This is a genomic window from Colwellia sp. TT2012, from assembly GCF_001440345.1.
Classification (GTDB): domain Bacteria; phylum Pseudomonadota; class Gammaproteobacteria; order Enterobacterales; family Alteromonadaceae; genus Colwellia.
This window is the reverse complement of the sequence record NZ_LJYX01000017.1, coordinates 98315-117665: the sequence shown is the minus strand read 5'-3', so window position 1 is coordinate 117665 and position 19351 is coordinate 98315. Positions and strand designations below refer to the sequence as shown.

The 19351-nt window shown below is 40.0% G+C and carries 20 protein-coding genes and 1 pseudogene; 12 read left to right on the top strand and 9 right to left on the bottom strand.

Annotation, left to right across the window (positions count from 1 at the left end; genetic code table 11):
• The first annotated feature begins 6 nt into the window (after positions 1-6).
• The 5 genes from odhB to ASU03_RS10175 all read left to right on the top strand — a co-directional run bounded on the left by odhB (position 7) and on the right by ASU03_RS10175 (position 5807).
• Complete coding sequence (odhB, locus tag ASU03_RS10195; protein ID WP_057831733.1) at positions 7-1488, top strand: 2-oxoglutarate dehydrogenase complex dihydrolipoyllysine-residue succinyltransferase; 1482 nt, start codon at positions 7-9, stop codon at positions 1486-1488.
• Positions 1489-1694: 206 nt separating this feature from the next.
• Positions 1695-2864: an ADP-forming succinate--CoA ligase subunit beta gene (gene sucC / locus ASU03_RS10190; protein WP_057181172.1), complete on the top strand. Its 1170-nt coding sequence runs from the start codon at positions 1695-1697 to the stop codon at positions 2862-2864.
• Positions 2864-3736 carry a succinate--CoA ligase subunit alpha gene (gene sucD, locus ASU03_RS10185; protein ID WP_057181171.1) on the top strand — a complete coding sequence of 291 codons (873 nt, stop codon included), beginning with the start codon at positions 2864-2866 and terminating at the stop codon, positions 3734-3736. Before sucC ends, sucD begins: the two co-directional genes overlap by 1 nt.
• Before the next feature lie 111 nt (positions 3737-3847).
• Positions 3848-4444: a hypothetical protein gene (locus ASU03_RS10180; RefSeq protein WP_157465882.1), complete on the top strand. Its 597-nt coding sequence runs from the start codon at positions 3848-3850 to the stop codon at positions 4442-4444.
• Positions 4445-5369: 925 nt separating this feature from the next.
• Positions 5370-5807 carry a plastocyanin/azurin family copper-binding protein gene (locus ASU03_RS10175; protein ID WP_057831731.1) on the top strand — a complete coding sequence of 146 codons (438 nt, stop codon included), beginning with the start codon at positions 5370-5372 and terminating at the stop codon, positions 5805-5807.
• Between the two features lie 123 nt (positions 5808-5930).
• Here the strand turns inward: ASU03_RS10175 and trxC are convergent, their stop codons facing one another.
• A complete protein-coding gene (gene trxC, locus ASU03_RS10170) occupies positions 5931-6365 on the bottom strand; it encodes a thioredoxin TrxC (protein ID WP_057831730.1) in 435 nt (144 codons plus the stop codon).
• Positions 6366-6613: 248 nt separating this feature from the next.
• Between trxC and ASU03_RS19920 the strand changes: the two are divergent.
• Positions 6614-6765, top strand: a pseudogene (locus ASU03_RS19920) (transposase); the annotation flags it as partial.
• A gap of 86 nt (positions 6766-6851) precedes the next feature.
• Here the strand turns inward: ASU03_RS19920 and ASU03_RS10165 are convergent.
• Positions 6852-7448 (bottom strand): TetR/AcrR family transcriptional regulator, encoded by a 597-nt coding sequence (locus ASU03_RS10165; RefSeq protein ID WP_057831729.1) that lies wholly within the window; start codon positions 7446-7448, stop codon positions 6852-6854.
• A gap of 123 nt (positions 7449-7571) precedes the next feature.
• On the opposite strand from ASU03_RS10165, the gene ASU03_RS10160 reads away from it, so the two are divergent.
• From ASU03_RS10160 to ASU03_RS10150, 3 genes are all read left to right on the top strand, one after another.
• Positions 7572-8327, top strand: a complete 756-nt coding sequence (locus tag ASU03_RS10160) for an SDR family NAD(P)-dependent oxidoreductase (RefSeq protein ID WP_057831728.1) — start codon at positions 7572-7574, stop codon at positions 8325-8327.
• Positions 8328-8421: 94 nt separating this feature from the next.
• On the top strand, positions 8422-9021 hold the full coding sequence (locus ASU03_RS10155) for an FMN-dependent NADH-azoreductase (protein WP_057831727.1): 600 nt from the start codon (positions 8422-8424) through the stop codon (positions 9019-9021).
• 427 nt (positions 9022-9448) lie between these two features.
• Complete coding sequence (locus ASU03_RS10150) at positions 9449-9802, top strand: DOPA 4,5-dioxygenase family protein (protein ID WP_057831726.1); 354 nt, start codon at positions 9449-9451, stop codon at positions 9800-9802.
• 197 nt (positions 9803-9999) lie between these two features.
• On the opposite strand, the gene ASU03_RS10145 is transcribed toward ASU03_RS10150, so the two are convergent.
• Positions 10000-10449 (bottom strand): SMI1/KNR4 family protein, encoded by a 450-nt coding sequence (locus tag ASU03_RS10145; protein WP_057831725.1) that lies wholly within the window; start codon positions 10447-10449, stop codon positions 10000-10002.
• Positions 10450-10567: 118 nt separating this feature from the next.
• Positions 10568-10924 carry a winged helix-turn-helix transcriptional regulator gene (locus ASU03_RS10140; RefSeq protein WP_057831724.1) on the bottom strand — a complete coding sequence of 119 codons (357 nt, stop codon included), beginning with the start codon at positions 10922-10924 and terminating at the stop codon, positions 10568-10570.
• A 135-nt stretch (positions 10925-11059) separates the two neighbouring features.
• Here ASU03_RS10140 and ASU03_RS10135 point away from each other — a divergent pair, with 135 nt between their 5' ends.
• Together ASU03_RS10135 and ASU03_RS10130 are read left to right on the top strand one after the other, a co-directional pair.
• Positions 11060-12391 carry an aldehyde dehydrogenase family protein gene (locus tag ASU03_RS10135; RefSeq protein WP_057831723.1) on the top strand — a complete coding sequence of 444 codons (1332 nt, stop codon included), beginning with the start codon at positions 11060-11062 and terminating at the stop codon, positions 12389-12391.
• A 74-nt stretch (positions 12392-12465) separates the two neighbouring features.
• The gene (locus ASU03_RS10130) at positions 12466-13251 is read left to right on the top strand and encodes a prolyl hydroxylase family protein (RefSeq protein WP_057831722.1); all 786 of its coding nucleotides are present in this window, start codon (positions 12466-12468) and stop codon (positions 13249-13251) included.
• A gap of 91 nt (positions 13252-13342) precedes the next feature.
• Here the strand turns inward: ASU03_RS10130 and ASU03_RS10125 are convergent, their stop codons facing one another.
• The 5 genes from ASU03_RS10125 to ASU03_RS10110 all read right to left on the bottom strand — a co-directional run bounded on the left by ASU03_RS10125 (position 13343) and on the right by ASU03_RS10110 (position 18690).
• The gene (locus ASU03_RS10125) at positions 13343-14212 is read right to left on the bottom strand and encodes an MYG1 family protein (RefSeq protein WP_057181209.1); all 870 of its coding nucleotides are present in this window, start codon (positions 14210-14212) and stop codon (positions 13343-13345) included.
• Between the two features lie 194 nt (positions 14213-14406).
• Positions 14407-14682, bottom strand: coding sequence for a hypothetical protein (locus ASU03_RS10120; RefSeq protein WP_057831721.1), 276 nt, complete (start codon positions 14680-14682; stop codon positions 14407-14409).
• Between the two features lie 134 nt (positions 14683-14816).
• The gene (locus ASU03_RS19910) at positions 14817-15107 is read right to left on the bottom strand and encodes a YkgJ family cysteine cluster protein (protein ID WP_082627242.1); all 291 of its coding nucleotides are present in this window, start codon (positions 15105-15107) and stop codon (positions 14817-14819) included.
• A gap of 388 nt (positions 15108-15495) precedes the next feature.
• Positions 15496-16470 (bottom strand): transposase, encoded by a 975-nt coding sequence (locus ASU03_RS10115; RefSeq protein ID WP_057831720.1) that lies wholly within the window; start codon positions 16468-16470, stop codon positions 15496-15498.
• Between the two features lie 363 nt (positions 16471-16833).
• A complete protein-coding gene (locus ASU03_RS10110; protein ID WP_057831719.1) occupies positions 16834-18690 on the bottom strand; it encodes a DUF885 domain-containing protein in 1857 nt (618 codons plus the stop codon).
• A 179-nt stretch (positions 18691-18869) separates the two neighbouring features.
• Here ASU03_RS10110 and ASU03_RS10105 point away from each other — a divergent pair, with 179 nt between their 5' ends.
• Positions 18870-19337, top strand: coding sequence for a GNAT family N-acetyltransferase (locus tag ASU03_RS10105; protein ID WP_057831718.1), 468 nt, complete (start codon positions 18870-18872; stop codon positions 19335-19337).
• Positions 19338-19351: the final 14 nt, after the last annotated feature.

The following is a 19351-nucleotide window of genomic DNA, read 5'->3' as shown; positions in this document are numbered from 1 at the left end:
ATAAAAATGACAACCGAAATCAAAGTTCCGGTATTACCAGAATCAGTTGCAGATGCAACAGTAGCAACTTGGCATGTACAAGTTGGTGAAAAATTTACTCGTGACCAAGTACTTGTCGATATTGAAACCGATAAAGTGGTATTAGAAGTACCAGCGACTTGTGATGGTGTGATGACTGATATTAGTCAAGGCGATGGCGCTACTGTATTAGGCGACCAAGTAATTGGTACCTACTCTGAAGGCTCAGTTGCTGTTGCTGCACCTACAGCGGCGCCGGTAGCCGCGGCAGTAACAAGTGCTGTTAACGTTATTGATATCGTGGTACCGGTATTACCTGAATCAGTAGCTGATGCTACTGTAGCCGCATGGCATGTTGCTACAGGCGATACGGTATCAGTTGATCAAAATTTAGTTGATATTGAAACCGACAAAGTGGTCTTAGAAGTTGTTGCTCAAGAGAATGGCGTCATTGGTAAAATACTTCATGTTGAAGGCGATACCGTTTTAGGCGCGCAAAAAATTGGTGAGCTAAATGCCGGTGCTACCGCGAATACTACGGCTACAGCAACGTCTGAAGAAGCAGTAAGCAGCGATGAACTTGCTAGCCCATCTGTTCGTCGTTTAATGACAGAAAAAGGTTTAACCGCAGCAAATGTTGTTGGTACTGGCAAAGGTGGACGTATTTCTAAAGAAGACGTAGAAGCGGCAGCCAACGCTCCAAAAGGAAAACCAGCAGCTCCGGCAGCAAAAGCAGCGGCAGCAACTCCAGCTGTTGAAGAGTTAGGTGAACGTACGCAAAAACGTGTCCCTATGACACGTTTACGTAAAACTATTGCCACACGTTTATTGGCAGCGAAAAATGAAACGGCCATGTTAACTACCTTTAATGAAGTTAACATGAAGCCAATTATGGATCTTCGCAAAAAATATAAAGACTTGTTCGAGAAAACCCATGATACGCGCCTAGGTTTCATGTCTTTTTACGTGAAAGCGGTCACCGAAGCTTTAAAGCGTTACCCAGCAATTAATGCTTCGATTGATGGCGATGATATTGTTTATCATAACTTCTTCGATATCTCTATTGCTGTTTCTACGCCGCGTGGTTTAGTTACACCAGTACTTCGTGATACCGATCAATTAAGCATGGCGGGTATTGAAAATGGTATTCGTGCCTTAGCACTTAAAGGTCGTGATGGTAAACTTTCACTTGCTGAAATGACGGGTGGTACCTTCACTATCACTAACGGTGGTGTTTTTGGTTCATTGCTTTCAACGCCTATCTTAAACCTACCGCAAGCGGCAATTTTAGGTATGCATAAGATACAAGACCGACCTATGGCGGTTGATGGTAAAGTTGAAATTTTACCTATGATGTATTTAGCCTTGTCTTATGACCATCGTTTAGTTGACGGCAAAGAGTCTGTTGGTTTCTTAGTAACCATTAAAGACTTGTTAGAAGATCCTACACGTCTTCTTTTAGATATATAGTTTTCAGATATATAGTTTCAGATAGATTGTAGGCGGGAACTTGTTCGCGCTAAGCGGGAATAAATTCTCACCTACATTTAGCTCTTTTGACTACCGTTATTAGAGCCTTTGTACTATAATTTGCCGACTTTTCATTGGCTACCGTTACATTTTTATTAAAAGAATAAAACGGTAGCTTTCATTTACAGATAAATGGATAAAACACCATGAATTTGCATGAGTATCAAGCGAAACAATTATTCGCTGAATATGGTTTACCAGTTTCTGAGGGTTTCGCTTGCGATACCCCTCAAGAAGCTGCCGAAGCTGCTGATAAAATTGGCGGCGATATGTGGGTTGTTAAAACCCAAGTACACGCAGGCGGCCGTGGTAAAGCTGGCGGTGTTAAGCTAGTTAAAACTAAAGAAGAAATCAAATCGTTTGCACAAAAGTGGTTAGGTAAAAACCTTGTCACTTACCAAACAGATGCTAAGGGTCAGCCAGTAACTAAGATTTTAGTTGAAAGCTGCACCGATATCGCTAGAGAGCTATATCTTGGCGCTGTTGTCGATCGTGGTACCCGTAAAGTGGTATTCATGGCGTCAACTGAAGGCGGCGTAGATATTGAAACTGTTGCGGAAAATACACCAGAATTGATCCACAAAGTAACTATCGATCCACTAGTAGGCGCACAAGCTTTCCAGGGTCGTGAACTTGGTTTCAAATTGGGTCTAAACCCAACACAAATGAAGCAATTTGTTAAGATTTTCTTAGGTCTAGCAAAAATGTTTACCGATTTTGATTTCGCCTTACTAGAAATCAACCCGCTTGTTATTACAGACGAAGGTAACCTTCACTGTCTAGACGGCAAAATCACTATCGATGGCAACGCGTTATACCGTCAGCCAAAAATCCGTGAAATGCACGATCCATCACAAGAAGACGAGCGCGAAGCTCATGCAGCACAGTGGGAGCTAAACTACGTAGCTCTTGACGGTACTGTTGGTTGTATGGTGAACGGTGCGGGCCTAGCAATGGGTACTATGGATATCGTTAACCTACACGGTGGCCGACCAGCTAACTTCCTAGATGTTGGCGGCGGCGCAAACAAAGAACGTGTTACTGAAGCTTTCAAGATTATCTTGTCTGACGAGAACGTGAAAGCGGTACTAGTAAACATTTTCGGCGGCATCGTTCGTTGTGACATGATTGCTGAAGGTATCATCGGCGCGGTTAAAGAAGTAGGCGTTAAAGTGCCTGTAATTGTACGTCTTGAAGGTACTAATGCTGAACTAGGTCGTGAAGTATTGAAAAAATCTGGTCTAGACATTATTGCAGCAACATCATTAACAGATGCTGCTATTCAAGTTGTTAAAGCTGCGGAGGGCAATGCATAATGTCTATCTTAATTAACAAAGATACTAAAGTAATCTGTCAAGGTTTCACCGGTGGACAAGGTACATTCCACTCAGAGCAAGCGATTGATTACGGTACACAAATGGTTGGCGGCGTAAGCCCAGGCAAGGGTGGTCAAACGCACCTTGGTCTACCTGTATTTAACACCGTTCGTGAAGCTGTATCAGCTACTGGCGCAACGGCAACAGTTATCTACGTACCAGCACCATTTTGTAAAGATGCTATCTTAGAAGCTATCGATGCTGGCATCGAGCTAATAATCACCATCACTGAAGGTATCCCAACTTTAGACATGGTTGACGTTAAAGTTAAGCTTGAGCAAACTGGCGTGCGTATGATCGGTCCTAACTGTCCGGGTGTTATCACTCCTGGCGAAACTAAGATTGGTATCATGCCTGGTCATATCCACTTGCCTGGTAAAGTAGGAATCGTATCGCGTTCAGGTACTCTTACTTATGAAGCAGTGAAGCAAACAACTGATTTTGGTTTCGGCCAATCTACATGTGTTGGCATCGGTGGTGATCCAATCCCAGGTTCTAACTTCATCGATATTTTGGAAATGTTCCAAAACGATCCACAGACTGAAGCAATCGTAATGATTGGTGAAATCGGTGGTACCGCTGAAGAAGAAGCAGCTGAGTACATTAAAGCACACGTGACTAAGCCTGTTGTTGCTTACATTGCTGGTGTTACTGCACCAGAAGGTAAGCGCATGGGTCATGCTGGCGCAATTATCGCCGGCGGTAAAGGTACTGCTGAAGAGAAATTCAAAGCATTAGAAGCGGCGGGTGTTAAAACTGTTCGTTCTTTAGCTGATATTGGTAAAGCACTTAAAGAGAAAACAGGATGGTAAGCTAACGCTTACAGCTTGTAATTCTTAATAAAAACCCGCATTTTCTAAAAGAGAGTGCGGGTTTTTTGTTTTAAGAATAGCCCTTTGTCTAATTTTAATCGGATTCTAATTATGAAAGAGGTAGTAATGGATGAAAAGAATTCAGGCGTAAAAGGTGATTTTCAAAAAGAAGGAAACACTACTGTTAAAAATGATAATACAGTACAAGCAGACACTAAGGCTGTAACTTCTACATTAGATCAACAAACAAAGCCAAGTATCCATGATGGCAGTTACCAATTACCTCCGCATGTAACTTTAATGATAGGTGGTGCAATCGCAACAACTATAGTCGTATCTTGGATAAATAATTATTGGCAAAGTAAAAGACAAAATAAGCAATTTGAGCACGATTCAAAGAAACATATAACAGAGATTGATAGCGAGTTTAAAAAGCAGGAAGCATTATTTCAGCATGAAAGAAGACTCGCAAACGAGGTGTTATTAAAAGAGAAAAGGGATCTTTTGTTTCACTCAGTAAAAGATTATGTAAATTATCATTTTTCATTGTCGACACAGTTCACTTTTAATATCACATCAAATGTGCCTGCTGATAATATTCAAAAGCTTAAAGATCTGCATGACAAATATGATGTTGAAAAAAGAACGGTTGAACTTGATTTATATGTTAATAATTATTTTTTTGATCTGAGTGAGCCACTTAAATAGTTAAAATTAGATGCACAAAAAATTTATCGAGAATATGCTAAACATCTATCGGAACCTAATAAGTCTCAAAGCGAGAGCATTATAAATTTACTCGAATTAACAGAAGAGTTTAAAATGAAATCAAATAAATTCTTATCAGAAATTTCGAGAATAAAAATATAAGAATATTTAAGCTTATTGTCGCGGTGGCGACTACACCCAAAGGGGGCTAGACGCCCAGCCCCCTTTGGAATCCCCCGGCGCTGCTAATCAAGTGTAATCCTCCATTCAAGGCAATATATTCGACGTAACAGTAATGATGGCACATCCATGTGCCGCATTACTTTTGCCATCATCCCTGATGGTAATACGTGAATATTTCCTTTCATTTCGGCACTTGATTAAAGCAGACTTAGTGCGTGTTGATAGGCTAGGGGATTAGGTTTGTACTTCTTATTTACTTTTAGTCGTCATTCCCGAAGTCTCTGATCTGGAATCCAGTTCACTAAGGTCTGAATCCACGATTAAACCACCACGAAGATGACAGTTGTTATGTGAGCTATCCGTGCCAAACACTCCAATCCCATCTCAGCAATGAAATGACATACTAGTAATGGCAAGCCTCGACTCGAGACACGAGGTCTAGAGCTGCCGTTGTTCAGGGATGATAAATCGGCAGGAATCGTGGTTTGCGCTAGTTTGTTATTGAATATGTTGCTGAGTAGGGACTCCGTGGGGTTCCAAGGGGACGCCGGAGGCAGTGTCCCTTTGGGTGTTGTCGCCACCGCGACGGGAATAAAGCTCAAGCTCTACAGTTCTCAAGGCATTTTGCTTTAATTTCTAGCGATAGAAATATATCTGACTGTGTTGCAACTACATTGCCATTGAAAATCTAAATAAGAATTGTTAACATCTATTTTTTATAAATAACCTACAGAAGTAAAAGATGAAACGACTAATTATTACCTTGGTATTATTACTACCGACTTTACTTGTGGCAAAAGAGCACCAAGTTAAGTTATTAACCGCCAATGCCAGTGGCCAAACTATGATCATGGAGCCTGATTTTTTGAAAATTTCACCCGGTGATACCGTGCGTTTTATTCCGTCTGATGCCTCCCATAATGCGCAATCTTTGGTCAGCCCCAAAGGTGGTATTACGTTTAATACGCCTATGGGTAAGGCTGCAGTAGTCGAATTCGAGCAAGAGGGCGTTTTTCTCTATAAATGTCTACCGCATTTCGCCCTTGGTATGGTTGGCGTTATCCAGGTAGGTAATGCGGTAAACCTAGCTGATGTTAAAGCTCAGTGGCAAACATTACAGGCGGGTGTAGTGATGAATAAAGAGCGGGTAACCGCTACTATAGCTAAAATAAAAAAATAACAATCTTCATAGATTTAATACCCGTACAGTAATTTTATTAAGGTGTTTTTATCTTAAAAAATGAATATATATAAGCCGCACTTGCGGCTTTTTTTATCGGTTATTTATGCGGGTGCGCCAAAGCTAGTAAGCCATTTTTTGCAAACTTTGCCCTAGCCACTGCTTCATTTGCATTTCATTAAGGCCTCCGGAAATACGATCGATTTCTTTGCCCTTATGAAAAAAGACTAAAGTAGGTAAGCTGCGAATATTAGCCTTAGCCGCTATCTGCTGTATTTGCTCAGTGTTTACTTTGGCAAAAAGTAATGTCGGGGAGTCTTGTGACACCTTGCTAAATACTGGTGCCATGTTTTGGCATGGGCCACACCAGCTTGCCCAAAAATCAACAACTACCGGTAAATCGTTACGCTCAATAAAGGGATAAAAAGTGTTGTTGGTTAGTTCAATAGGTGTCGATGAATAAAGCCCTTGTTGGCATTTACCACATTTACCCTTGTTATGGTCTTTATCATCGGGAATGCGATTGGTAGTAAAACAGTTGGCACAAACTATATTCATACTTTAGGTGTCACTTTCTTTAGAGGTGAATTTGTTGAATATTACCTGATTAGCAGTAAACTGTTAATAACTATCGACGCTGGTTTTTGTTGATACTCAAAGCACAAATATAGCCGACACCCACTCAAATATTCGTGACTACAATCAAAGTATGATTTTGTTCAATGTTAATTAATAACACTGGTTTTTTGCGATATTCTTTATTGATTATTTTGAGTGGGTGTCTGTTATCTTTCTGTTATCTTTGTTTGGTTGATGAATGGTTGCCATGGGTTCATATAGCCATCGGTAATTTAAAAATATTTTGGTGGGTACATTTCATGGGGTATCGGGAAAATACCTACAAGAATACCTAGATGAGTTTTGTTATAGGTTCAACCGTCTATTTATCGAAAAATAGATCCCTAACCGGTTGTTAAAATTGGCAATAGTTCATGCGCCTGTAAAATCGTCCTGAGCCAAGTACATGGGCATGTTTTATTATGATTAATTAAACTGACCGATAGAGAAGTTTACCACCTCTTTAAGTTCTTCCATATTACTGCCATTTCTCGCAGCAATAGCTAAGCCGAATTGTAGTGTTAACAGGTAATTCGCTATTGTATTTGGCGAATACCCCTCAACAAAATTACCTGATTTTTGCTCTTTTTCAAAAAAATCCGTTAACGTCAATATCGTTTGTTTATTTATGCTATTGATATTGGTTGCCGACTTCTCCGGTAAGCAATAACTCGCTATTTCTGCAGTAGATTGACAAATGAAGCAGCCTTTAGGTAAATCTGGGTTTGTTAACATCTTAGTTATCGAGAGTAAGAAGTTTCGAACTCGGTCCTTTAGACTTAATTCTGTTTTAAAAAGCTCAGCTGAATGTACTACTCCATGTTTATTTAAATAAAATTCAATCGATTGATTAAATAATTCTTCTTTATTACCAAAGGCAGCATAAAGGCTAGACTTATTAATCCCCATTGCATTCGTTAGGTCCGTTAGCGATGTGCCCGGATAGCCATTTTGCCAAAATACCCGCATAGCTTTTTCCAGTGTAATGTCTTTATCAAAGCTGCGATGACGGCCTGCTTTCATAATAATTTTCTCATTTAATAAAATTTACCCTTGTAATTATGAACCGTTCGGTTTAGATTGTCAATTCTGGACTGATCGGTACTGATTCGTGTCGATATTATTAATCTTAAAGGAAATATACAAATGAATGATTTAACAGGGAAAGTAGCAGTAGTAACGGGTGGTAATAGTGGTATTGGTTATGCAACGGCAAAATATTTTAAAGAGGCTGGCGCCAGTGTGATCATTACGGGTAGATCAGTTGATAGGGTGGCTACTGCTGCTAATGAATTAGGTGTTATCGGCATAGTTGCTGATGTTACGGATTTATCGGCTATTGATGCACTTGTTGAGCAAGTAAAAAATGAGTTTGGCAATATAGACGTATTGTTTGTTAATGCTGGTGTTTTTAGCCTCGCAGCTGTTGGTCAAAATACAGAAGAGATGTTTGACATGCAGATGGGCATTAACTTTAAAGGCGCAGTATTCACCACTGAAAAGTTTTTACCTATTATTAATGATGGCGGTTCTATTATTAACCTTTCGTCTATAAATGCTTATACAGGTATGCCAAATACGGCTATTTATGCTGCCTCTAAAGCAGCGTTAAATTCATATACAAGAACAGCAGCCACTGAACTTGCACCAAGAAAAATACGGGTGAATTCAGTAAACCCAGGCCCAACATACACCCCTATTTTTGGTAAAACAGGTATGCCAGAAGTACAATTAAATGAATTTTCAGAGGCTATGCAAAATAGAATTCCATTAAAACGCTTTGGGCAACCAGAAGATATTGCGAAACTCGTTACCTTCTTAGCTTCAGACGATGCTTCATTCATTACTGGTGGAGAATACAATATAGATGGCGGTATTAATGTAAACCCCATTGTGTCTTAAATTAATCTACATAAACACCTACTTCACATATTTAAATTAAACGGTAGGTGTTTATGTTATTTAACAAGCTATCAATATTGCAATAGAGGATGACATGGTTAAACGTATTTTAAGACTTGACGCAAGCATGAGAAAAACAGGCTCTTTTAGCCGAGATTTATCAGATAAGTTAATTAAGCAACTTACTGGTAAACAACATAGCAGTGAAAAAAATAGCAAAGTAACCATTAGAGATTTGGCTGAAGGTATTCCTTTAATTGATGAAAACTGGATTAATGCTAATTTCACTGCGGTTGAAGAACGAAGTGCAAAGCAAAATAAATACTTGGCAACGTCTGATATATTAGTTGATGAACTCAATAATGCTGACTTAATTGTTATTGGTCTTCCTATTTATAATTTTGGTGTGCCGGCAGCTTTTAAGGCGTGGATTGACCAAGTTGTTAGATCTAAATTAACTTTTCGATACGGGGATAATGGGCCGATTGGTTTATTAAATAATAAAAAGGCCTATATTATTATTGCTTCTGGTGGCACTAAATTAGGCACTGAACTTGATTTTATTTCAAATTATTTACGACATGTGTTGAGTTTTATTGGCATTACCGATGTCACATTTATTGACAGCAGTGGGCTTGGTCGAGATCAATCGAAAACTTTAGCTCACGCACATAAACTTATTGCACGTATTTAAACTAAAGTACAATGGTATGAATACTTTTAGTTCGCTTAATACCAATTCCAATAAATTTCTTCCGACTCAGCGAGAATTAAAAGTCTTAGAGGCAAGGCATTGATTGTAGATAATGGTTACTCAGGAGAATATGCTCCTGCATTCTCTACTAAGCCGCATCCATGCAGCGTCCTTATCAAAATCAATAACGCAGCATATAAGCCTTTACTTTTTATTAGGTAATCGCCCTTCGGGATCTTGCCAGCGATTCGGTAACCGCACAGAATTTCTTTCATATAGAGTGACTATATGCAAAAAAATTCTATTTATTGTCAAAGCGCTGGCAAGTTCTGAGTGAGACTCACTTAATGGACTTGGTATAACACGGCGCTAAGTAGAAATTAATACTTCATACACCACTGAGAATAAGAAAGAAGGAAATAAATAGATGAACAAACTGAAATCGCCAGTTAATATTCATGACTATTACCATGCCCATGTTTATTTTGAGCAAGGAACGATCGAGTTTGCTAAAGATTTATGTCAAAAGGCAGGTGATTTATTTACGTTAAAAATTGGTAGGGTGCATCAAAAACCTATTGGTCCTCACCCTAAGTGGAGCTGTCAAATAACTTTTTCATCAAATGACTTTGAGCAATTTATTCCGTGGCTTGAAGATAACCGTCAAGGATTAAGTGTATTAGTGCATGCGTTAACGGGTGACAATCTTCAAGATCATACTGAGTATGCATATTGGTTAGGAAATGAAGTTGTATTAAGTTTAGATTTATTTCGACCTTAGTGAACTTTTAAAATAATATTTGAGTTAACTGTTAGCTTCTTCAATAAAGGCATGGTTAATTTAATTTCGGTAAACCACTGGCTCTGCCGGTAGTTGCTGATTACCGGTAGACAAAGAGGGCTGTTGGCAGGAGCGTTAAGTTAAGCGTGGCTGACCGCTTTCTAATTGTTAGGTCTTATGACACGCTGTTAAGCTTTTTAAAGGTCATTAAACTGTTCTAGCCACTCGCTGAAAGAGTCAGATACTTTTGTCACTGTGCATAAACCATAGTTATAGAACCATACGGCGACATCTGTTTGTGCACTTGCACAATCGCTCAGTTTGAAACAAAACATGTTGCCCTTACAATCAGAGGCAAACAAAATATGCCCCTTTGGCATACCACCCATTTCATAGAGTTTTGATAGTGAAAACACATCGTCTAGGCTTAAGAAGTCTTGCACTTCAGAAATATTGACGCCTAAATCACATATTTTAGTTAACACATTTGGCGAGTGCACCAAGCCATAGCTTGAAATTAAATATTTATATGAGTCAGGTAAAAAAGCATTTAATTTTTCTTCAAGCTCGGCAATATCATCACTGGCTATTGGTACCATGACGTTTTTACTGCCCCAGTTTTTTACAAATAGATCAATGCTATTCATTTTGACATACTCCAATATAACAAACGCCCGCATATAGGCAAAATTAAGCTGGCTATCATAACGAAGAATAAGCAAAAAGCCAGTCTCAGTGCCAACTCGTTAGCTAGTTTGTCTTGTTTTAGAGGTTGTTTTCTTCGGTCCAATCTTTAAGTTTCTCTAATATATCGAGTGCACTACGACCAAAATCGGTGATCTCATAAGTAACCGCAATAGGGCGAGTACAAATTACTTCTCGGTTAACGAGCCCTTGGCTTTCTAGTTCTTTCAGGCGTTGGTCGACCATTTTTTTACTCGCACCACTAAGCATGCGAGAGAGGTCATTAAAGCGCACTGGCCCATCTTTGACATGCCATAGAATTGAAGCCTTCCACTTGCCTCCTAATATTCGCATACCCCGCTCAATTGAACAGGGTTCTGCACAGCTATCACTATTTATTTTTATATTTTTATTCTTTGTTTTTAAAGTACTTTTCATCTTAATTTCAATCAAATTAGCCTGGTTACTAAAAGTATACTGGTTGCTTTAATTCTCCACGCTATCATAATGTAGCACAAGAACCAATGATAACTTGTTATAACGAAAGCAAATGCAGCTTTAAGGAACAAATCGATGTCCATGCTCGTCTCTTACGATCCCATCACTCAACTCGCACTGGGTGAAGTGCCAATAACGACCGCTGAAAAAATGTCCGGTGTTGTTAAACGAGCCAAGCACGCACAAAAAGCTTGGGCTGCGTTGTCATTAAGTGAACGGCACCAGCAAGTAATACTTGCCTATGAGCAGCTCGTTAAAGTGCAAGAGCCGCTGACACTGTTGATCAGTAAAGAGATGGGCAAAGACTATCAACGGGCGAGTTATGAAGTGGCTGGTACTGTGCAAAATGCCGATTACTTTTGCCAAGAAATTGCCAGTGCTCTTGCACCCGAGTCGCAGGGACATGGCGTTGAACTGCAATATCGGCCCCTAGGTGTAGTCGCTGTTATTTCCCCTTGGAATTATCCACTGGCCATGGCAAATAATTTACTGTTGCCAGCATTAATGGCGGGTAACACTGTGGTGTTAAAACCGTCAGAAGAAACACCGTTAGTGGCCGAGCTTTTTGTCAATACCCTTAATGAAGTATTGCCTGAAGGGGTGTTACAACTTGCCCATGGCGACGCCGAAACGGGAAAAGCCTTGGTCAATGCTGATATCAATATGGTGGCGTTTACCGGTTCGCTCGCGGCGGGTAAACACATCATGGCCAGTGCCGCATCATCGCTTAAACGCTTAGTGATGGAGCTAGGAGGTAATGATGCCATGATTGTTATGGCCAGCGCTGATATTGATAAAGCGGTGCAATTTGCTGTCGCCAGTTCCTTTGAAAATGCCGGACAGATGTGTACGTCAACTGAGCGTGTCTATGTTGATGCTCGTATTGCCGATGAATTTGAACAAAAGGTCGTGGCACTTGCTAGCCGTTACCAAGTAGGCCCTTGGGACCAAAAAAACGTCAATATCGGGCCTATTGTTAATCAGAAACAACATAAAAGTGTTATTTCCCAGCTTAAAGATGCCGAGGAAAAAGGCGCAAGATTCCTGTTAGGTACAGCAGACTATGAGCTGCCTTTTATTCAACCTACCGTAGTGGCAGATATCACGGCTGATATGTGTTTAGAGCATGATGAAACCTTTGGTCCTATCGTAGCTATTAGCCGTTTTAATCATATTTCAGAGGCGATTACCCGCGCTAATGCTAGCCCTTATGGCTTAGGTGCCACGGTATTTGGTGGCGCGGGTGCTGCTGACGTTGCCGAACAAATGGAAGCTGGCATGGTGGGAGTGAATCAAGGTCCGGGTGGGGCAGGGCCATGGGTAGGTGCTAAGCAAAGTGGCTTTGGTTTTCATGGCACAGCCGCCGGTCATCGACAGTTTACTCAGCTGCGCATTATCAGTAAATAAGGCGGATAAGCAATGACAGGGAGCTGTCTCGATTAAGACACTTGAGCAAAAAGAAATAACGATAAGAGATAACTATGCAGTTAGATAGAGACACCAAGGCTAAATTTTTTGTGGTAGCGTTAGAGCCGGGCGCTGAAAATCCATCATTACCAGCCTGGGGTAATACCGAGTCAAATCCGGTAAAATTGCGTCATGATCACGATAATGGTCAAGTTGAGCGCCACGAGTTAGCGCAAGTACCCGGTGCATTTCAGCTATTAAACGTCTTGTCTAAAGCCGAATGTGAAAATTTAATAGCGATTAGTGAGCAACTTGGTTACTTGCCTGATGCACCGGTGTCTTTACCTCGAAGTGTCCGTCATAACGACAGTTTAACGTGGATTGTTGATGAAAAAACGGATGGCACTATTTGGCAGCGTATGGCTCACTTAATGGATGATAGACAAGGGATTTTTAACGGTGATAAAGCGATAGGCATTAACGCTCGTTTTCGATTTTATCGATATAACCAAGATGACTTTTTTAAGCCTCATTCTGATGGCTCTTGGCCAGGTAGCCGCATCATAGATAATGAGCTGGTAGCGAATGCTTTTCCCGACCGATATAGTCAAATGACCTTGTTAATTTTCCTCAGTGACGACTTTCAAGGCGGTGCAACACGTTTCTTAGTGAATGCAAACGAGCCAACTAAGCCGGCACAAGCGGGTGATGATGTGGTCAATATTGATGTTCGCACACCAGCAGGTAGCGTATTATGCTTTCCTCATGGTATGCATCCATTGCACTGTATACATAGCTCAGTTGCCATCACGAAAGGGGTTAAATACATTATCCGCAGTGATGTCTTATTTACCTTGTAAGTCGACCTAACCGGCAGTCATTTATCACCTTCTATAGTAGCCATAAGTTAATGATAGAAGGTGCTAGATGCTAATTTTAATTGTTATGTTGTTATTCTTTCAGTGCCATAGCTGCCATTTTCATTGTGCTGGCAAATGACTCTGCACCAGCAATAAATAAGCCATTATGGCAAAACATAGCATCATCAAGTCCGGTCACATCTCGAAGTGCTTGCTCGGATAAGCCAGCCCATGCTTTAGGTAGCGACTTTCTGTCTTCGAATGAACCTGGTTCAACCGGTACTGTTTGAATGCGCCATTGACCAGAGCCAGAGGGGTAAACCATATATAAAGCCTCAGTAGATAAGGCATGCACCGTTCTTTTCCACGGGGTATATTTTTCTAAGACTATCACTCTTGCATCTTCAGCATTTTCAATAGCTTTAGCGACAATGTCCTTCGCACTGATGCCGCCGTTAGCCGCGGCAATGAATCGTGTTAATACCCGTGCGGCAAAATCAACGGCTTCATCAAAACAGCTATCAAAGTGACTATCTTCTTGCCAAGTCGGGTTAAACATGGCAATAGTTTGGCTAAGGCTAATACCTGTAGCAACACCTTCGACATGACCACAATCGATGGCATCAATGGTTGATACGAGCTCAGTATCCACAGCATCTGCTAGCTCTTGGTTATCCTGGCATATTGCTAGGCCATATTTTTGCCAAATTAAACCAAACGAGGAATAGGGAATACCATTGTCACGCGCACCCGCACCACCTCGTTGATGATGATCAAAGCGGCCGGTATCTGGATCATATTCACCACCAACATCAATGACAATATCGGCCTTGGCGATAATGTCTAAATCACGGGTGCGTACTAGGTTAAAAGCAGGGAAAATGTGCTTAAGTGCAGCGATACTGAAAACATCATCTGCATGAAAATTACCGTTGTGGGTTGCTATTGTTATATCATTCATTTGTTTGGTGTCATGTTAGAAAGTGATAAGAAGGTGTTGCCAGTAAAGCTTACTGTTTTGGACTTTATCGTTTAGAACATTTTAATAAGTAAAATTATAGGCGGATTCTATACCAAGACAGCTAACAAAAATAGCTGATTTTAAATCACGAAAATTTCAAACAGTCCCACCAAGTGATGCGGTTTATTCGCTAATTATTGCGCGATAAAATAGAGACCAAAACCTAAACCTAGATACATCATTAAAGAAAATATACTACCAACAATATTTAAAGCCGTTGAGATACCCATAAATTTGAACGTTAACACGGAAGAAAGTGCTTTAGGTCGTGATTGTAGTGAATGAAAATATTTAAATTCGGTTAACTTGTTAGCTAATGCTTGATTGCTTTTAATTTCATTATCAATGGTTTTGTCATAAGCATAAGCAACTAAATAAAATAAAATTAAAAAAGCTAAAATGGATGGCATAACTAAATATCCTGAGTTGTCTAGAGCCTCAATAAGGGCCTGGAAATTGTTGAGCAAGGAAACACCGCCAACGGTATGTTGCGTTTAAGCAAGGTGTAGGGGAGGAAAGTTCACTGTGCTAAAGGCGTAGCACATTACATTTTTTCTGTGCGTTCACTGATACATTCATATGAGCCCATTTCAAATTCTCGGCAAATCCACGGTCGACTTTCATAGATAGAACAGAGTAAAGTATTTCGATCTAAAGCTGAGCACCAGCCATCATCTAATCGCAACATGGATTCATTGCCATACTGATCAACATAAATATGCTGATCAGGAACCCCAGTCTCGGAAATGATCCTGACTTCGGAACTACAACAACATGCTTGGCAGTTTGAACAGCTGACTTCGGCAACAGCTATATTTTTTACGCTAATGATCATAAATAACAACAAAAAATTCAATGAGCAGTAGCATACTCTATATTGGTATATTCCTCTCAATTATAGGCGGTTTACACTTAAATAAGCAGAAAATAAAGGTAGCTAATAGTCCAAAGCAATGAGTCACAGTCGACGGTGACTGTTGGTTTGAGCGCCTTATTTTATTCTTTTCAACAAAAACACCAAAAACACCAGACACCCACTCAAAATAATTAATACATAAGATCAATAAATCATCGTTACTGATTTACATTGGGCAGAGTTTAACTTTGAGTATTATGGTGACGAAGAGGGTATTCAAATTAATTTAGTAAAATAGAGATTTCACCCAATTTAAGGCACAACTAGCCTTAAGTGATTGATATATCTAGATGAGTTATATGGATTATTAAGCAAGTAACTTTTGGCAAATTGACACCGTTGCTCGTTTTTTCAAATGTTGATGCTCGCAAAAATCCGTGAGTGCTTGCGCTCTACCTACCGCACCATGAAAACATTGTCTGAATTGTGTAGTTAACACCAACCAGTTTTCGTGACTTATACCTAAACGGGTTAATATTTCAGGTTGGGCTTTGTCTATATAACCGCGTTTATCGGCTCTAATACAACGGCCGGTTAAATCAAGCAATTGGATATAGTCATTTAATGCAAACGGTAAACCTGTAGGCATGTTCTTTCTTGGATTGCCAATAAAGGGCAGTAGTTGCTGGGCTTGTTGCCCTTTAATTGCGGCTTTTATCCGTCGTTGAATACTGGTGTACTTGGATGTTTCTGGGGTTTTAGCTATCTTAGCTCTAATGGGATTTAAATCGACATAAGCCATACAGGCTATTAACGCGGCGTCATCAAGCAAGGCTTGAGATTTAAAACGCCCTTCCCAAAATCGTCCAGTACAGCCATCTTCTCGATTGGCTTGTTTAGCGATAGTTTCATTTAAGATACGCATAAACCAACTGATATTCATCAATCGCTGACGATAAACCTTGGCTGTTTCGTCTACAACTTGTTGAAGCGTGTCAATAAGTGGCTCACCGCGTAAATATTGTTGCGTTAGCAAGGTTCCTTTAAATAGCTGATGCCAACGGCTAATCACTTCATGCATTGACCATGACTTCGCTTGCCGCTCATCAATAAACAACACCAAATGGGTGTGATTACTCATGACCGCATACGCACAAACATCAATCGAAAACACGTCACTTAATGCCTGTAATTTATCGGCGACCCAAGCACGTCGATGTCCATAATTTTGTCCGGTAAATTTATCTTCTCCACATAGATATGCTCGGCGAACACAACGAGAAACACAATGATAATAAGGTGTATCAACTAAGCTTATTTGCTGTTTTCTTGCCGTGGCCATAATAACTCTCAAAGATATTAATTGATGGTTATTTGAGCATAGTTGATGCTACTCATTATTTCCATTTAAGTGGGTGTCTGCTATCTTTCAGCTATCTTTCATTTTTTGCTATCTTTTTTTAGAAGATAACAAGGAATACTCAGATCAAACGTGGATAAAATAAGCTTTATAAAATGAATTATTGCTTACCCACACCAAACTACAACACAGTCTCGTAAACAGGTAGGGCTCCATGATTTTGTGTTTGAAAGTTGAGCATAAAAAACCCGCGGGGTCAGCGCAGATTTTATCGAAAGTATTAAGGGTTTAATTGTTGCCCTAGCTAAGGACAGTTAACCTTAGCTAGGGTTAACAAACATTAAACTAGGATTTTGTAGTTTTTATGTAGTCATTAATTAAGTCGGCTAAAACGTTAAGCGGTACCGGACCATTTTTTAATACTACGTCATGAAATTCACGAATATCAAACTTGTCACCCAGCTGAACTTTTGCATGTTCGCGTAATTCAATGATTTTGTTCATACCAATTTTATAAGCGGTTGCTTGAGAAGGCATTACCACATGACGCTCTACCATTTTAACTGCATCAGACATAGCATTAGGGGTATTGGTAGCGTAGTACTCTATACCTTGTTTAAGTGGCCATCTTTTTGAGTGAATACCGGTATCAACTACTAAACGACACGCGCGCCATAATTCCATGGCTAAGCGACCAAAGTCAGAATAAGGGTCTTGGTATAAGCCAATTTCTTTTGGGATCATCTCTGAATATAAGCCCCAACCTTCAGTATGGGCAGTATAACCACCAAATTTACGGAACATTGGAATGCCGGTTAATTCTTGCTTGATAGCTAATTGCATGTGATGGCCTGGAATACCTTCGTGGTAAGCTAAAGCTGCCATTTGATAAATAGGCATAGCTTTCATGTCATAAAGATTGGCGTAATAAATACCCGGACGTGAGCCATCTGGAGCAGGGCGTTCATAAAACGCTTTACCGGCAGATTTCTCTCTAAAGCTTTCTACCGCTTTAACTTTTAATGCCGCTTTGGGCTTTGTTAAAAACAAGCTATCTAGTCGGCCTTCCATATCATCGATAAGTGCTACTGCTTCGTCGATATAGCGTTGTCTACCTTCAACGGTCGCCGGGTAATAAAATTGCTTGTCGTTACGCATAAAATCGAAAAACTCGTTTAGACTGCCGTCAAAAGCGACTTTCTTCATGATGACGCGCATTTCATCATGAATACGTGCAACTTCACTTAAGCCAATGTTATGAATTTGTTCTGAGGTTAAATCGGTGGTAGTAGTACGTTTTAAAGCATTGTTGTAAAAAGCTTCTCCGTCAGGGAATTTCCATGCACCATCACGAGTATCAGCTTTTTTCTCAAGTGCGGTTAAGTAGGTGACTAATTGCTCATAACCTGGTTTTAAACTGTCGATTAATGCGGCTTTCACCTCGGTAATTAGAGTCGTTTTTTCGTCATCACTAATACTGAGTTTAGCTATTTTACCGGTGAAATCGGCAAATATCGTACTGTTTTCTCCATCATCAAATGGCGCGCCGACTAGAATGTTTTTTGAATCTCTAATGACATGTGGAAAAACAAATTTAGGGGCGATAATCCCTTTCTCTTCGCGTAATTTTAGTTGTTCAACAAGTTGTACTAATAGTTTGTGCGCCCCGTGTACACGAGCAATATAATCTTGAGCTTCTTTTACATTACTGATTGAATGTTGGTTAATTAAAAAGGCAGGTATTTGTGAATGGGTGCCGTACATTTGATTAACTGGGTAATTATGAAAACGCCATTTATAATCGGCAATGTGATTTTCAAAGTTTTGAAGGTATAAACTGCGACTTATTTTAGTTTGTGCATCAAGAGTGTTGACGTCAATGGCTTGGATTAAGGCGAGGTTTTCTTTGGCTATGGCTAGCTCTTTGGCGGCGTTTTCTTCGGAAAGATCATGCCATTTGTCATAATCTTTTTTAATACCTAAATAAGTCTGCCTAACGGGGTTACGATCAACGCCTTGCTGGAAAATCGTATCGAATAATTCATTCGCTTGCTCTGAAGCAGTTTGTGTTGTTAGCGCGGTTACATTAGCTGCGGCAGTTGCTTGCTTGTTATTATCTTGTTGGGCAATTTTTTCTGCTGAGCAAGCACTCAATAAAGCCGTTGCAACAGCAACGACTAAAAGGGATTTTTTAAAGGTCATACTATTCTCATTCCACTTACTATAGTTTGCATTATCTCTAGTGTGCCCTAAGGTGTAGCACTAATTCAATGAAAGCTCGATAGATTGTTATATAATTACGACCAATAGGTGTTGTGCTCTGCACAAAAGAAGTAAACTTAGTGATAATCTTACTTCTAAGCGTAAATGGACACTCAAACATGAAATTTACCCTTGGCTTTCGAAAAGTTAAACACGAAGATATAGATTTTTTGTTGTCATTACGTAGAAAAACCATGACCCAGCATTTGCTCGCGGCAGGTATTCGTATGACCGACGAACAACACTTAGTTCGCATCAAAGAACATTTTTATGAAAGTCACATTATTTTGGCGGACCGTAAACCTATTGGTTTGATCAAAATGGGTGTGGTGGCGCTTAATAATACCCATAAAAGCTTACACATTCGACAGATACAAATTATGCCTAAATACCAAGGTAAGGGCATAGGTAGTAAGGTGCTGACGGTAGTGAAAAAGCGGGCTTTGCAATTATGCTTACCGATCACCCTAAATGTATTATTGAAAAATCCAGCGAGAGGTTTGTATCTTAGGCATGGTTTTCAAGTAGAGAAAAAAACTCGCTTGGAATATCTATTACGTTGCCCATTAGAGGTGATTGCCGCTTAGTTTAAGCTAAGCAG

Coding starts and splice junctions, on each gene's coding strand:
- ASU03_RS10155 (WP_057831727.1), top strand. CDS start 8,422: ATGGTTAAACGTATTTTAAGACTTGACGCAAGCATGAGAAAAACAGGC.
- ASU03_RS10120 (WP_057831721.1), bottom strand. CDS start 14,682: ATGCCATCCATTTTAGCTTTTTTAATTTTATTTTATTTAGTTGCTTAT.
- ASU03_RS10140 (WP_057831724.1), bottom strand. CDS start 10,924: ATGAAAAGTACTTTAAAAACAAAGAATAAAAATATAAAAATAAATAGT.
- ASU03_RS10125 (WP_057181209.1), bottom strand. CDS start 14,212: ATGAATGATATAACAATAGCAACCCACAACGGTAATTTTCATGCAGAT.
- ASU03_RS10135 (WP_057831723.1), top strand. CDS start 11,060: ATGTCCATGCTCGTCTCTTACGATCCCATCACTCAACTCGCACTGGGT.
- ASU03_RS10150 (WP_057831726.1), top strand. CDS start 9,449: ATGAACAAACTGAAATCGCCAGTTAATATTCATGACTATTACCATGCC.
- sucC (WP_057181172.1), top strand. CDS start 1,695: ATGAATTTGCATGAGTATCAAGCGAAACAATTATTCGCTGAATATGGT.
- ASU03_RS10160 (WP_057831728.1), top strand. CDS start 7,572: ATGAATGATTTAACAGGGAAAGTAGCAGTAGTAACGGGTGGTAATAGT.
- ASU03_RS10175 (WP_057831731.1), top strand. CDS start 5,370: ATGAAACGACTAATTATTACCTTGGTATTATTACTACCGACTTTACTT.
- odhB (WP_057831733.1), top strand. CDS start 7: ATGACAACCGAAATCAAAGTTCCGGTATTACCAGAATCAGTTGCAGAT.
- ASU03_RS10110 (WP_057831719.1), bottom strand. CDS start 18,690: ATGACCTTTAAAAAATCCCTTTTAGTCGTTGCTGTTGCAACGGCTTTA.
- ASU03_RS10105 (WP_057831718.1), top strand. CDS start 18,870: ATGAAATTTACCCTTGGCTTTCGAAAAGTTAAACACGAAGATATAGAT.
- ASU03_RS10130 (WP_057831722.1), top strand. CDS start 12,466: ATGCAGTTAGATAGAGACACCAAGGCTAAATTTTTTGTGGTAGCGTTA.
- trxC (WP_057831730.1), bottom strand. CDS start 6,365: ATGAATATAGTTTGTGCCAACTGTTTTACTACCAATCGCATTCCCGAT.
- ASU03_RS10180 (WP_157465882.1), top strand. CDS start 3,848: ATGAAAGAGGTAGTAATGGATGAAAAGAATTCAGGCGTAAAAGGTGAT.
- ASU03_RS19910 (WP_082627242.1), bottom strand. CDS start 15,107: ATGATCATTAGCGTAAAAAATATAGCTGTTGCCGAAGTCAGCTGTTCA.
- ASU03_RS10115 (WP_057831720.1), bottom strand. CDS start 16,470: ATGGCCACGGCAAGAAAACAGCAAATAAGCTTAGTTGATACACCTTAT.
- ASU03_RS10165 (WP_057831729.1), bottom strand. CDS start 7,448: ATGAAAGCAGGCCGTCATCGCAGCTTTGATAAAGACATTACACTGGAA.
- sucD (WP_057181171.1), top strand. CDS start 2,864: ATGTCTATCTTAATTAACAAAGATACTAAAGTAATCTGTCAAGGTTTC.
- ASU03_RS10145 (WP_057831725.1), bottom strand. CDS start 10,449: ATGAATAGCATTGATCTATTTGTAAAAAACTGGGGCAGTAAAAACGTC.